This window comes from Burkholderia plantarii, from assembly GCF_001411805.1.
In the GTDB taxonomy this organism is placed as follows: domain Bacteria; phylum Pseudomonadota; class Gammaproteobacteria; order Burkholderiales; family Burkholderiaceae; genus Burkholderia; species Burkholderia plantarii.
Map to the genome: position 1 here is coordinate 1,188,772 of NZ_CP007213.1, position 16,249 is coordinate 1,205,020.

Here is a 16,249-nt window from a genome sequence, read left to right on the forward strand (position 1 = left end):
ACGGGCACGATGGCGCGGCGGCACCGGGGAACGGCCGCCGCCCGGACGATGCCGGCGGGCCGCCGGCGTCGCAGCGAACACGAAGCACGCACGACATAGCGACAAGCATGAAGAACGCCTCGACTCACGCCTCGACCCGATCCGCCCTGCTCGATCTCGCGCGACGCACGGCCATGCGCCGCGCGGCCGACTTTCATCCGCTGGCACGACCGCGCTGGCTCGGTGAAGCCGCCGCGCCGGCGCGCCGCTATCGCGCCTGGCAGCGCGCGGTGGCGGCGATCGTGGCGATGGTCATGTACCTCGGGCCGTTGAGCATCACCGTCGAACAGGGCCGCGAGGCGGCCGGCGTGCTCGCCGCGGGCAGCCCGCGCGTGCTGGCCGAGCTCGCCGCGCTGCGCATCCGGCTCGCGATCGGCGAGGCCGAGGCCGCGCCGATCACCGATCCCACCGCGCCGATCCGCTTCCAGCCCGCCGTCACGCAGAGCACCGGCCTGGGCGGCGGCGTGCCCGTGGTCAACATCACCGCGCCGAACGCGGCCGGCATTTCGCTGAACCAGTACCGGTCGTTCAACATCGATCCGGTCGGGCTGATCCTCAACAACAGCCTGATGTCCGGCACCTCGCTGACCGGCGGCGACGTGCGCGCGAACCCGAACCTGTCGGGGCGAGCGGCCAGCGTGATCGTCAACCAGGTGACCTCCACCGGCAGCGCGTTCGCGAGCCTGCTGAACGGCCCGCTCGAAGTGTTCGGCGCGCCCGCCGCCGTGGTGATCGCGAATCCGAACGGCATCACCACGGTCGGCACCGGCTTCACCAACACCATCGGCGTGACGCTGTCCACCGGCACGCCGCAATTCCTGAGCGACCTGAACGGCACGCGCGCGAGCTTCGACAATGCCACGGCCGTCGGCTACAGCGTGACGGGCGGTCATGTCCAGATCGAGGGCAACGCGGGCGTGAACGGCCCCGGCGCCGGCATCGAGGGCACCGTCGGCACCATCGACCTGATCGGCGAGACGATCGGGGTGAACGCACCGCTTTATGCCGGCACGCGCATCAATGTGATCGCGGGCCGCCAGTTCGTGCTGCCTGGCGCCGTGAGCGCGCAGGGCACCTCCTACGCCACCTCGGCGAACGGCGCCGACAACACGCTGGCGGCCATCGCCGGCGCTAGCGCCAGCGGCCAGGCGATCGACGCCACCGCGTTCGGCGCGATGACGGCCGGGCAGATCCAGGTGATCAGCACGGCAGCCGGCATGGGCGTGCGCGCCGATGCGCAGCTCGCGGCCAACGCGGGCGACCTGACGCTGTCGTCGAACGGCGATCTCGCCGTGGCCGGCACCGCCGCGCAGCAGCAGGTGACGATCCACGCCAACGGCGACGTGACCATGACGGGCGCGCATCTGGGCGTGACCGACTTCACCCTGCAGGCCAGCGGCGACGTAAGCTCGCAGGGAACCATCCAGGCCGGCGGCAGGCTCGGCGTGACGGCGGGGGGCAAGGTATCGCTGGCCAACACGCAGGCGAACGGCGACATCGCGATCTCCGGCGACGGCGGCGTGAAGCTCGGCGACGTGCAGGGCGGCACCACGGTGAGCGCGGTCGCGAGTCACGCCGACGGCGACGTCGCGATCGACGGCACGCTGCTGAGCGCGAACGGCGTGACGCTGCAGGCCGGCCACGACATCGCCGTGGCGGGCCAGATCGGCACCAGCACGCTGCAGGCCGGCGCGCAGCACGACATCGGCGTGACCGGCACGGTACAGACCTCGGGCACGGCGACGCTGCAGGCGGCAAGCGGCGATGCCTCGATCGGCGGCACGCTGGCGAGCGGCGACACGCTCGCGATCACGGCCGGCCACGACATCGTGTCGACGGGCAGCCTGCAGGTCGGGCGCGATCTGCAACTGCAGGCCGGCAACGGCGCGCGCATCGGTGACGCGCGGGTGAACGGCGTGCTGGACGCGCAGGCGCAGGGCGCGGCGGGCAGCGGCGACCTGACGTTCGACGGCAAGACGCAGGTGGTGGGTGCCGCCACGCTGACGGCCGCGCGCGACGTGAACGTGACGGGCACGCTGGCCGGCGGCGCGACGCTCGCGCTCGATGCGCAGCGCGACGTGAACGTCAACGGCACGGGCACCGTGCAGTCCGGCGGCGACCAGTCGATCGTCGCGCACACGGGCAGCGTGAATTCGCAAGGCACGTTGACCGGGGCGACGAAGCTGACGGTATCGGCCGGCCAGGACGTGGCGCTGACCGGCGCGACCGGTGCGGTGGGCGACACGCGGCTGAACGCGGGGCGCGACCTGACGATCGGCGGCACGCTGGCGGGGCAGGGGGCGGCGCTGCTGGAAGCGGGGCGCGACGCGACGCTGGGCGGCAGCACCGGCTACCTGAAGGACCTGACGGTGACCAGCGGCGGCGACCTGGCGGTGACGGGCTCGGCGCTCGGCAACGCGGTGACGCTGACCAGCGCGGGCACCATGACGCTGAACGACGTGCAGTCGAACGGCCCGCTGGCGCTGGCCGCCAACGGCGGCGCGCTGAACGTGAACGGCACGGTCACCTCGATGTCGGACGCGAGCGCGAAGGCCGGCGGCGACCTCGACGTGAACGGCACGCTGCAGAGCACCGGCCGCCTGAGCGCGAACAGCGGCGCGGATCTGGCCGTGGCCGGCAAGCTCAACACGCTTTCCGCGGGCACCGTGAGCGCGGCGCACGATATGTCGGTGAGCGGCACCTTGCAGGCGTCCGACGCGCTCGCGATCACGAGCGGCGGCAATCTGTCGGTGGCGGGCACGCTCAACGCGCTGTCGTCGGCCACGCTCGACGCGGGCGGCGCGGCCAGCGTCACCGGCCTGGTGCAGGGCGGCGGCACGCTCGCGCTGACGAGCGGCGCGGACACCTCGATCGGCGGCACGCTCGCCGCCACCGGCGATCTCTCGCTGTACAACGCGGCCGGCTCGCTCGCGAGCACCGGCACGATCGGTTCGGGCGGCAACCTGCGGATCGACGCGGCGCACGACGTCGACCTTGGCGCGGGGGCCACCACGGCCCAGCATGACATGACGGTGCAGGCCGGCGGCAATCTGACGGCCGACGGCACGCTGGGCGCCGGCGGCAACGGCACGCTGAGCTCGGGCGGCACGCTCGGCGGCGCGGCCGCGATCGCGTTCGGCCAGGCGGCCGCGCTGAATTCGGGCGGCGACACGGCGCTGACGGGCTCGCTGCGCGGCGACACCGTGCAGGTGCAATCGGCCGGCAACGCCTCGCTGCACGACGTGCTGGCGGCCTCGACGATGTCGCTCGCGGCGGCCGGCAACCTCACCACCACCGGCGCCCTGACGGGCAATGCCACCGCCGCGCTGCGGGCGGGCGGCGATCTGGCCGTGCGCGGCACGATCGCCGCCACCGACAGCCTGACGCTTGCCGCGGGCGGCGGGATCGACTCGACCGGCACCCTGCAGACCCGGCATGACCTGCACGTTCAGGCCGGCGACGGCGCGCGGATCGGCGACGCGCAGGTGAGCGGCGCGCTCGACGCGCAGGCGCAAGGCAACGCGGGCGGCGGCGACCTGACGTTCGACGGCAATACGCAGGTGGCCGGCACGACCACGCTCGCGGCGGCGCGCGACGTGAACGTGACGGGTACGCTCGCGAGCGGCAACTCGCTCGCGCTCGATGCCCAACGCGACGCCAACGTGAGCGGGACGCTCGCTGGCGGGGCGACGCTCGGCATTGCCGCGCAGCGCGACGTGAGCGTGAGCGGGGCGGGCACGGTGCAGTCGGCGGCCGACCTCGCGATCACCGCGCGGGCGGGCAGCGTGAACTCGCAAGGCACGCTGACCGGGGCGACGAAGCTGACGGTATCGGCCGGCCAGGACGTGGCGCTGACCGGCGCGACCGGTGCGGTGGGCGACACGCGGCTGAACGCGGGGCGCGACCTGACGATCGGCGGCACGCTGGCGGGGCAGGGGGCGGCGCTGCTGGAAGCGGGGCGCGACGCGACGCTGGGCGGCAGCACCGGCTACCTGAAGGACCTGACGGTGACCAGCGGCGGCGACCTGGCGGTGACGGGCTCGGCGCTCGGCAACGCGGTGACGCTGACCAGCGCGGGCACCATGACGCTGAACGACGTGCAGTCGAACGGCCCGCTGGCGCTGGCCGCCAACGGCGGCGCGCTGAACGTGAACGGCACGGTCACTTCGATGTCGGACGCGAGCGCGAAGGCCGGCGGCGACCTCGACGTGAACGGCACGCTGCAAGCCGCCCGGAGCCTGAGCGCCAGCGCCGGCGGCGCGCTGGCCGTGGCCGGCGCCGTGAGCGCGCAGGCGGCCGCCACGCTCGACTCGGCGGGCGCGATGTCCGTCACCGGGCAGGTGCGCGGCGGCGGCACGCTCACGCTGACGAGCGGCGCGGACACCTCGATCGGCGGCACGCTCGCCGCCACCGGCGATCTCTCGCTGCACAACGCGGCCGGCTCGCTCGCGAGCACCGGCAACATCGCCACCGACGGCAGCCTGCACATCGACGCGGCCCGCGATGTCGATCTCGGCACGCAATCCACCACCGCCCTGCAGGACATGACGGTGCAGGCCGGCGGCAACCTGAAGGCGGACGGCACGCTGATCGCCGAGGGCAACGGCACGCTGGGTTCGGGCGGCACGCTGGGCGGCGCGGCCTCGATCGCGTTCGGCCAGGCCGCCACCGTGACATCGGGCGGCGACCTCGCGCTGACGGGCTCGCTGCGCGGCGACACCGTGCAGGTGCAATCGGCCGGCAACGCCTCGCTGCACGACGTGCTGGCGGCCTCCACGATGTCGGTGGACGCCGCGCACGACCTGGCCACCACCGGCGCGTTGCGCGGCGGCGCCACGGTCGCCCTGAAGGCGGGCGGCGCGCTGAACCAGAGCGGCGACCTGCAGGCCGCCGGCGACACCACGCTGAGCGCCACCTCGGGCGCGGTGAATTCGAGCGGCCCGATCGCCACCAACGGCACGCTCGCGATCGCGGCGGGCACCGACATCGTGTTGTCCGGCGCGACCGGCGCGGCAGCCGGCATGACGCTGAACGCCGCGCGCGACGTGGCCGCCAGCGGCGCGCTGACGGTGCTCGCCAACGACCTGACGATCACGGCCGGCAACAGCGCGAGCCTGGCCGACGTGCAGGCGGCCGGTACCTTCCACCTGGCCGCGAACGGGCAGGCGGGCGGCGGCGACGCGAGCTTCAACGGCACCACGGCCGTGGTCGGCGAGACGGTCGTGTCCGCCGCGCGCGACGTGATCGTCAATGGCGTGCTGGCGGGCGGCGGCGACGGCACCGCGACGAACCACGCGCCGACGCAGGTGCAGGCCGGCCGCGACGTGCTCGTCAACGGCATCCTCGGCAGCGGCGACCGGCTCGGCGTGGGCGCCGCGCGCGACATCACCGTTGGCACGCGCGGCCAGCTGCAATCAGCGGCCGACATGACGCTGGCCGCCGCCGGCGGCAGTCTCACGTCGGTCGGCACGCTGTCGAGCGCCGGCAGCCTGAGCGCCAGCGCGGCGCAGGACGTGACGCTCGCCGGGGCCACCGGCATCAAGGGCGACACCACGCTGACGGCCGGGCGCGACCTGGGCGTCGGCGGCACGCTGGTGGGCAACGGCGCCGCCACGCTCGGCGCCGGGCGCGACCTGACGCTCGGCGGCGCCAGCGGCTTCGCCGGCGACGTGGGGGCGCAGGCCGGCCGCGATCTGGCCGTGACGGGCGCGCTGCAGGGCAACGCGCTCGCGCTGACGGCGGCCGGCAATGTGTCGCTGAACGACGTGCAGGCGGCCTCGACGCTGAATGCCGACGCCAGGGGCGGGGCGCTCACGCTCGGCGGCACCGTCGCCGCGCTCGGCGCCACGCAGCTGCAGGCCGCCACCGATCTGTCGATCACCGGGCTGCTGCAGGGCACGGGCGACGTGAGCCTGGCGAGCCAGGGCGACACGCGCATCGTCGGCGCCGTGAAGGGCAGCGCCGGCACCACGGTGCAGGCCGGCGGCGATCTCGCCGTGGCCGGCACGATCGAGACGGGCGGTGCCGCCACGCTTGGCGCGGGCGGCGGCCTGACGCTCGACGGCAGCCTCGTGGCCGGCACGACCGGCACACTGCAAGCCGGGCAGGCGCTCGCGATCGGCGGCAAGCTTGCCACCGGCAACTCGCTCGACCTGCACAGCGGCGCCGGCACCACCATCGCCGGTGCCGTGACGAGCGCGGCCGACGCCGCGCTCGACGCGGGCGGCGCGATCGGCGTCACCGGCACGCTGCAGGCCGGCGGCCCGCTCGCGGTGACGAGCGGCGCCGATACCACGGTCGGTGGCGCGCTCGTGTCGGGTGGCGACCTGACGACCCGCAATGCCGCCGGTGCGTTCACGAGCAGCGGCACCGTGCAGGCGGGCGGCAATCTGTCGATCGACGCGGCGCGCGACGTCGATCTCGGCACCGGCCGCACCACCACACTCGGCGCCCTGACGGTCGAGGCCGGGCAGGATCTGGCCGCGAACGGCACCGTGATCGCCGGGCAGGCCGGCACGCTGAGCGCGGGCGGCAAGCTCGGCGGCAATGCCAGTCTGGCGTTCGGCGGCGCGGGCACGCTGCAGTCGGGCGGCGACATGCAACTGGCGGGCGCGGTGCAGGCCGCGAGCGTCGCGGCCACCGCGGGCGGCAGCGCCACGCTGCACGACATGACGGCCGCTACCTCGCTGGCCGTCAACGCCACGCAGGACCTGCACACCACCGGCACGCTGGTCAGCAACGGCACGCTGAACCTGCATGCCGGGCAGGACCTGCTCAACGAGGGCACGCTGCAGTCGCAGGGCGACATGCAACTGAGCGCCGCGAGCGGCGGCCTCGCCTCGACCGGCACGCTCGGCGGCAATGCCGCGCTGAGCCTGCAGGCCGGCACCGACATCGCGCTGGGCGGCACCGCCACGGCGGGCGCGGCCACCACGCTCGAGGCCGGGCGCGCGCTGAGCGTGACGGGCGCATTGACCGGCCACGGCACGCTCGACGCGAGCGCCGGCACGGATCTCACCGTATCGGGCAGCGCGGCCTCGGCTGGCGATGCCACGTTTGCCGCGAACGGCAACCTGGCCGTGACCGGCAGCGTCGGCGGCGACGGGCGCGGCACGCTGAGCGCCGGCCGCGACATCACCGGCGCGGGCACCGTCTCGTTTGCCGGGGCGGCATCGCTCGGCGCCGGCCACGACGTCGCGCAGGGTGGCCTGATCCAGGGCGATACCGTCGGCGTGACGGCCGCCGGCAATGTCGGTGTCACCGACGTGCAGGCCAATGGCGCGCTGACGCTGAAGGCGGCCGGTACGAACGGCGGCGGCGACCTGACCGTGGCCGGCACCGCCGCCGCGGGCGGCCAGGTGACGGCCGATGCGCAGCACGACCTGTCGGTGGCGGGCCAGTTGCAGGGCGGCGCGGGCGTGGCGCTGGGCGCCGGCACCGACGTGTCGATCGCGGGTGCCGTACAGTCCGGCGGCGCGATGACGATCGTGGCGCAGCAGGGCAGCCTGAACGCCACCGGCGGCATCAACAGCGGCGGCACGCTCGGCGTGACCACCGGGCTCGACCTGTCGCTCGGCGCCACCACCAGCGCCGTCGGCGACCTGACTTTGAACGCCGGGCGCGACGCGCTGCTCGGCGGCGGCCTGCTGATCGGCGATGCCGGCGGCTCGCTGAACGCGGGCCGCGACCTCGTCGGCACCGGCACGCAGTCGTTCCTCGACGGCGCGCTCGGCGCCAGCGCCCAGCGCGACGTATCGCTGGGCGGCAGCGCGCAGGCCGCATCGGTGAACGTGCAGGCCGGCGACAGCGCCACGCTCAAGAACGTGGTGGCCGGCACCACGCTCACGGTGAAGACGCAGGGCAGTGCCGGCGGCGGCGACGTCTCGATCACCGGCAATGTCGGGGCGAACGGCGCGGTGTCGATCGATGCCGCGCGCGACGTGCTGCTGAGCGGCGCGCTCGCGAACGGCGCGGCGCAGACCCTCACGGCGCAGCGCGACGTGAGCATTTCCGGCAGCACGCAGTCGGCCGGCGACATGAGCGTCACGGCGACCCACGGCAATCTCGGCGTGACCGGCAGCGCGATCTCGGGCGGCGCGCTCGGCATGACGTCGGGGCTCGATACCACGCTTGGCGGCACGGTGTCGGCGGCCAACGCGATGACCGTGTCGGCGGGGCAGGACCTGACGCTGGGCGGCACGCTTGCCGGGCAGCAGGGCGGCACGCTGAATGCCGCGCACGACATCGCCGGCGCCGGCACCACCGCGTTCGCGCGGGGCGCGACGCTCGGCGCGGGCCACGACGTGAACCTGAGCGGTTCGCTGCAGGGCGGCAGCCTGGCCGTGACCGGCGCGAACGACGTGACGCTGGCCGGCGTGCAGTCGACCACCGGCACGCTGGCGGTGACGGCCAACGGCAGCGCCGGCGGCGGCGACGTGACCGTGAACGGGCCGGCCATCGCGACCGGCGCGCTGAACGTGCAGGCCGCGCGCGACGCGATGCTGAACGGCACGACCACCGCGCTCGGCACGACCAACGTGCAGGCCGGGCGCGATGCGACGCTGGCCGGCACGCTCAACGCGGGCGACGCGGCCACGCTGAGCGCCGCGCGCAATCTGACGGCGGGCGACCTCAACGCGGCCGGCAATCTCTCGCTCACGGCCACCGGCGGCACGTTGCAGGCCGGCAACCTGACCACCCAGCACGATCTGAACACGACGTCGGGCGGGGCGACGAGCGTGGCCGGCAAGACGCAGGCCGGCGGCAATGCCACGCTGACGGCCGGCGGCGACCTGACGCTCGCCGGCGACATCGCCGCGCAGAACGCGGGCACGCTCGAGAGCGGCGGCGCGCTGAACGCCGCGTCGGTGGCGTTCGGCCAGTCGGCCAGCCTCACGGCAGGCGGCGCATTGAACGTGGCCGGCACGCTCGCGTCGAACGGCGACGTGACCGCCAGCGCCGGAAACGGGCTGAGCGTGACGGGCGCGCTGACCTCGGGCGGCAACCTGCAGGCCAGCGCCGGCGGCGACGTCGTGATCGGCGGCAATCTGCAGGCTGGCGGCACGGTGACGCTGCATGGCCAGGGCACCACCGGCAACGGCGACGTATCGGTGGGCGGCGGGCTCACGTCGGGCGGCGACGCGCGGATCGTGGCCGCGCGCGACGCGACGATCGGCGGCGCCGTGGCCGCCGGCGCCGCGTTCGACATGAGCGCCGCGCGCAACCTCGTGCTGCACGGGCTCGCGCAATCGAACGGCAACTTCACGCTCACCTCGACCGATGGCACGATCGTCGCCGATCGCGCGCTGACTTCGGGCGGCGACCTGACGGCGAACTCCGCGGGCGCGATCACGTTCTCGCAGGGCACGCTCGTGAACGGCAACACCGTCCTGAACGCGGGCGGCGCGCTCACGCTCGGCGGCGCGCTGTTCGGCCTCGGCTCGGCGCAGCTCCAGGCGGGCGGCGCGATCAGCGCGGGGGCGCTGACGTTCGGCAAGGACGTCGGCTTGCAGGCCGGCACCACGCTCGCGGCCGGCGAGATCCAGAGCGCCGGCAAGGTGAGCGCGAGCGCGGCCGGCGACGTGACGCTGAGCTCGGCTACCGCGGTGGGCGACCTTTCCGTCACGTCGAATGGCGGCAATGTGGGCGCGAGCGGTTCGCTCACGTCCGGCGGCGCCACGCACGTGGAGGCGAACGGCAACGTGGCCGTGACCGGTGGCGTGTCGTCGTCGGGCGCGATCGCCATCAAGGCCGACACCGGCGACGTGTCGCTCGGCGGCCTGACCTCGAACGCCGGCGCCACCGTGCAGGCCGCCCGGCAGCTCACGCTAAGCGGCACCAGCCAGACCGTCGGCGATCTCTCGCTGACGGGCGGCAACGTGAACGTGGCGGGCAGCGCCACCACCTCCGGCAGCCTGACCGTCGCAGCGACGGGCACGCTCGATGCCGGCGGCGCGCAGCTCGTCGCCTCGCACGACGTGCATCTGAGCGGACAGGAGGTGACGTTCGGCAACACGCTGGCCGGCGGCGCGCTCGACGCGCAGGCCGGCGACCAGCTCACGCTCGCGGCCGGTACCGTCGGCGTGGTCGGGGCCACCTCGCTGACGGGCGGCAACGGCATGACCAATGCCGCCAATGTGCTGTCCGGCGGCGGGTTGACCGTGTCCGCGCCGCAACTCGTCAACCAGGCCGGCGCCTCGCTGGCCTCGACGGGCGCGACCACCGTCACCGCGACCAACTTCTCGAACGCGGGACTCGTCAACGGCGGTACCACGACCGTCAATGTCGCGAACTGGCTTGGCAATGCCGGTGGGGCGCTGATGGGCGTCAACGCGCTCACCGTCGCCGCCTCTCAGCTCGATAACGGCAACGGCGTGCTGTTCGCCGGCAACGCGAGCGATCCGACCAGCCAGACGGGTGACCTGTCGCTGACGATTCGCGGCGGCAACGGCTCGCTGAACAACGCGGGTGGACAGCTGCTTGCGCAGCGCAATCTCGGCCTCGACGCCGAAAACCTGACCTTCGATCCGACCCAGGGCACCATCAGCCAGGGTGGCGGCCTGTGGATCACGGCCGGCTCGATCTACGTGGGCGGCACCTGGAACTACGGCGGACAGAGCGTGACGCTCGCCGGGCTCAACGGCATCACCAACGTGGGGGTGATGTCCGGCACGGCGGCATTGACGATGTCCGCCGGCGGAGCGTTCTCGAATTACGGGCAGTTGCTGGGCTCGAACGTCACGCTGAACGGCACGCTGGCGAACTACGCGAACGCGATCGTGCATGCCGACGGCACCTTGACGCTGAACGGCGACACGTACAACCGAGGCACGGTGGAAGCCGGCGGTACGCTGAACGTAAATGGCGGCACGTACGACAATCAGGCCGGGCTCACGCAGGCGAAGGGCGACGCGAATTTCAATCTCGGCGGCGGCGGGGTACTGCAGAACACCGGCGGCTCGATTTACGTGGGGAACAACCTCACGATCAACGCGGGCACGGTGGTGAATGATCAGACCGCGCCGGGGGCCGCGGTCACCACGTCGTATGCCACGGTGGATCCGGCCCTGCTGTGGTCGGGGTCGATCGGAACGTCGACGATCAATTGGGAGTGGGTGCATGGTGGTGATCACATCACCAACTACTTCTATACCTCGACCCAGTCGGCCACGCTGGGTCAACTGCTTGCGCCGACCGGCGAGACAGCGGCAACCCCGGGCCTGCCCGGCTACTACAGTTGCGGGAACGGCTGTTCGATCCAGCCATCGCAGCCCGTCGCCGGCTCCGGCACCGTGACGTTCTATCAGGAGCAGGTTTCCGTGTCGAGCGGGGATCATTACACCGGGACGGAGCCGGTCTGGATTCTCGCCAATGGTCCGGTGCCGGGCGGCGTTCCCACCGTCACGCTCGCGCTGCCGACTGCCACGGTCACGACGACGACGCAGCAGGCCGGGACGTCGGGAGTGATTTCCGCAGGCGGTTCCATCGCGTTGACGGCGGGTACCTTGTCGAATCGAGGCGGCCAGATTTCCGCGGCAGGCAATGTCACGCTGAACGTGCAGAGCCTCGGCAATGGCGCGGTTGCTCCGACATTGACAAACCAGACCGTCACCGCGTACGACGCTGGTCAGTATGCGGCGTTCCTTTCGCAACTGAAGTCGATGGGATCGATTCTCGCCACCGGGAATGCAACCAATTCGACGTCGCTGTTCTGCATGAGCTCGGAGAACTGTTCGACGGATGCCGTCGCGACGCAGTTTTTCAACATCAACACCTCGAGCGCGGCGCCGGTTTCCTACGGCAGCACGTCGTCCTCGACGCCTACCGGCATGATCGCTGCGGGCAGCAACCTGACGCTGCTCGGCGGCAACCTCGTCAACGCCGGGCTGCTTTTCGCCGGCAACAACGTGCTGATCGGCGCGCAGAGCTTCTCCAACCAGGGCGGCAATCAACAAAACTATTCGTCGCAAGTGGGCTGCGCGTCGGGCGTGCCGAACTCGGCTTGCGGCAACGCCGGCCAGCCGCGCGGCAACGACCCGAGCACCACGAGCTTCGGCTACAACCAGAGCGATGCCACGATCTACGCCGGCCATGACCTGGTGGTGGCCGCCGGCAGCATCGACAACACCTACGGCAACCTGCTGGCGGGGCATGACATCGTGCTGGGCGGTGTCGGCTCCACCGCCAGCTCCACCACGCCGGCCGCGAGCCTGACCAACACGTCGGGCAACATCATCGCCGGCAACAACATCACGCTGAACGTATCGGGCGCGATCACCAACACGTTGCCGCCGCCCGTGCCCGTGCATGAGAACTACGGCACGCAGGAGCAATACGCCGGCTGCATGACCGCCGGCGGCTACAAGGAAAGCTACTGCGAGGCATACGTCGATCAGCAGTCCGGCAGTTCGTCCGTGATCAGCGCGGGCAACAAGCTCGACATCAACGCCGGTTCGCTGACCAACATCGGCAGCCTGATCGCGGCCGGCAACGACGCGACCATCGCCGTGGCCGGCCCCGTGGTGAACGAGGCGCAGACGCTCAATGCCTACTGGCACTCGCACTGGGTGCAGGAAACCGGCATGTTCAGTTCGGACAAGCGCCACGACATCTGGGCCTGCGGTTCGGTGGCCGAGTGTACGGCGCTGTACGGCAGTGCCTACACCAACAGCGGCGGGCAGATCGATCCGCCCACGCCGGTCGGCAACATCGCGGCCACGATCCAGGCGCCGAACCTGTCGATCACGTCCGGCGGCCAGATCCAGAACGTCGGCAACGTGATCGGCACGGCCGTGTCGCTGACCGGGCAGAAGCTGATCAACGGCATCACGCAGCCGAACACCTATACGCCGACCGTCAGCGCGCCGCAGCGCGTGATCACGCTGAGCCCGGCCACGCTGCCGGGGCTGAACCTGTCGATTCCGCGCACCGTCGGCACGGGCAGCATCCCCACGCCGGTGGCGGGCACCGCGTCGTACGTCGACGGCTCGCTCGGCGGTTCGGGGATCGGCAACCTCGGCCCGCAGAACCTGATCAGCAATCTGCCGGCGACGCTGCAGCCGAGTTCGACGCTGTTCTACTACAACCCGCAGGAGGAAGACCTGCTGCTGCAGCAGGCGTCGCTGCAGCAGACCGGCAAGGCTTCGTTCGTCGACGGGCTCAGTACCGACAGCGAGAGTGGTGCCTCGGTGGTCGAGCAGGAGAAGGCGTACCTGTATCAGAACGCGATCGACTACGCGAAGCAGAACGATCTGCAACTGGGGCAGGCGCTGTCGCAGACGCAGGTCAACCAGCTTACGCAGCCGATGCTCTGGTACGTCGAGCAGACCGTGCCCGATCCGTCATGCACGGCCACCGGCACGGGCGTGTGCCCGACGATCACGGCACTGATGCCGCAGGTGTATCTGCCGCAAGGCACGGCGGCGATGACGGCCGGCGGCAACATCACCGGCGAGAACGTCGCGCTGAACTTCAACGCCGACGGCAACGGCAGCATCCTGAACACCGGCAGCATCTCCGCGTCGGGCACGCTCGCCGTGAACACGCAGACGCTGACCAACCAGGCCAATCAGGTCGACGTCGGCCAGATCTGGCAGAAGGTGGAAGGCGGCTACGTCGACACCACCGGTACGGTGGTCCAGCCGGGCGGCTTCATGAGCGCCGCGAACATGGATCTGAACGTGCAGACGCTGAACCAGATCGGCGGCGCGCTGCAGCAGCTCAATCCGGACGGCAGCGTCGATCAGGCGGGCACGCAGGCGCTGCTGGCGCAGTTGCAGCAGCAGCTTGGCGGGAACTTCACGCAGACGACGGTGAGCGACGACCTGCATCAGGACTTCGTGAAGGAAGGCGGGGCGTTCGGGATCGAGCAGATCGGCATGCTGGTGGTGGCGGTGGCGGCGTCGATCGTGACCTACGGGGCGGCGAGCGCGGCGATCGGCTCGCTCAATACCGCGTTCGGCGCAGTTGGCGGTACGTTCGCGGCGGGCGGGCTCGGCAACGTCGTCTTGGCGTCGGCGATCGCTGGCGTGATGTCGAGCAGCGCGAGCCAACTGGTAGGGACGGGCAAGATAAGCTGGGGCAGTGCGTTTGAAGCCGGGGCGGTTGCTGCAATCACGGCAGGACTGACTAACGGGATAACGTACAACTCGAACACCGGGGGGCTTGGTTTCCAGACTACGCCGATTACCGAGCAAGGGGTGTCGAGCCTGGCAAGCCTAGCCGGCGTGCAGCCGGTTGTTGGTACGTCGACGAGTCAGATAATCGGTTCAGCGACGATCTCGACGATCGAAACACGTGGCTTGGCTATGCTGGCCGACGGCGTGATCACTGCTGGAGTGAACACGGCAATTGAGGGCGGTAGCTTTCTTGGCGCGCTGAGGGGCTCGCTGGTCAGTGAAGCGTCGGCTGTCGCCGCGAATGCGATTGGTGATGCGGGAAGCGTGAAGGGTTCCATTGTCGAAGGGGAAACCATCGGGAATTGGCTTGCCCATGCCGCATTGGGATGTGCTGCGTCGGCTGCGAATGGAACAGGGTGCGCGGGCGGGGCGATTGGTGGGGCCGCTAGTGCGGCGTTCTCGCCAGACTTCATCAAGGCGATTGACCCGACAGGTGCAGTGCTCGATTCGGGGCAGCAGGCAGCGTTGGCTGGCTTCGCGACGCTGCTCGGTGGCGGCTTGGCTGGATTAGTCGGCGCGAATGTTCAGGGTGCGGTGACAGCTGCACAGAACGAAGCGCTGAACAATTCAGGCGCACCCGGGCATCAGGGAGGCGTTCATCTTCATTTCAATCCAGATGGCACCGAAAGTTTGTCCAGCGAGATCGAGAAAGATGCTGTCCCGATCATCCCGCAAGGCACACCCTCGGCCCAAGACCAAGAGAATGACAACTTTGCTGTAGGCGGAAGGCCATTCGTCGGCGGGCTGGGTAGTGGTGCCGCCACAAACAGTTCGACACAGACTCCGTTCCAAAGGGGGATACAATTCCAAGGCGACGCGTTGTTGGCGCTGGGGGTGCCTGAGAATACGCAGCGTATTACAGTTTCGTTGCCCAACGGATCTCCGGTCACCGTCGTTCCGGATGCTTTGGATGGCTCGACGATCGTTGAGGTTAAAGACGTGGTCAATCTTTCGAACTCGAATCAGTTCAGAGGTTACCTCGCCACAGGTAACCCGATTCAGCTCATCGTCAGCCCAAACACACGGACTATTTCACAACCTCTGCAAAATTTGATCACTAACTCTGGTGGAACGATTAGGGTCTTCAACTCGTCGACCGGAACCTTCAGTCCATGGACAATGAAATAGAGGAAGGCTGCATGAAATTTAAAGCACCGGTGAGCGTCAACATTCTCAGTCCGCTGACGCTTAGAGGGTCGACGGAATTTTTGGATGCAGTGCAGACTTTTACCGACCTACTACCCCGTTTAACGCCAGAAAGATGGGGTTGGTGGGAGCCGCTTGAACGAGAATTTGATGCGGAACATCTCGACAGGCTCGTTCCCGAGAAAGGTTTATGCGAAACGGTCTATTGGCAACGCAAGAAGCAGCCTAAAGCAGAGGGCGCCTTTTCCGTTCGGTGGTCAAGTAAATCATCCAGGGTGCATGACACACACTCCAATATCAGCCTTACTGCTGAATTGAGGCAGGTGGAGCAAGAGGCTATTGTCGGGTACTTGAAGAATGCAAGCATGCGTTCTGCAGCAGATTTCGCGCTTGTCGATACGCTTGCGGGGTCGTACCGGGACTTCGCGATTGAAAGTGGATCTGCGCCGTACGGAGAGCGCTTCATGGTGGTCACGCACCTATTGCGACACTGGCTCCCAGACGTTTTTTGGGGCACAGTTTTCGGTCCACCATACGTGCGTTTACTAGGAAAGGAGCGTCTTCTAAGCGCGCCCGCGTATATCGTGGAGGAGTTGGCGCCAGAAATGGTGTACGTCCAATTATCTGAGCGCATCGTGGATGTTGTCGAAGACAATGCTGGTCTTCGAACACGCCGCGAACTCTTTAAAGAGCATTTCGATAGCAACGTATTTTTCCGTTCAGGTCAAGGTTACGATCGACTGCAGCGAGGACCCGTGGGGGATGTCTTCACCGTGCCTACTTTCGAGTTAAGTGCCGAGTGAGGGAAAGGGTTTTGTCACGTTGCCGTTCGGACTGACATCAAGAACAGCAGAGATACACTGTCAGCTGGCGTCGGACGGATTTTG

The 16,249-nt window shown here is 70.0% G+C and carries 2 protein-coding genes; both read left to right on the forward strand.

Translation table 11 applies throughout. The features are described 5' to 3' along the window. Positions 1-107: 107 nt before the first annotated feature. A complete protein-coding gene (locus tag bpln_RS22430) occupies positions 108-15,344 on the forward strand; it encodes a two-partner secretion domain-containing protein (protein WP_082465399.1) in 15,237 nt (5,078 codons plus the stop codon). Further along, on the forward strand, positions 15,329-16,165 hold the full coding sequence (locus bpln_RS35955; RefSeq protein ID WP_148654129.1) for a hypothetical protein: 837 nt from the start codon (positions 15,329-15,331) through the stop codon (positions 16,163-16,165). The genes bpln_RS22430 and bpln_RS35955 overlap by 16 nt, the downstream gene beginning before the upstream one ends. Positions 16,166-16,249: the final 84 nt, after the last annotated feature.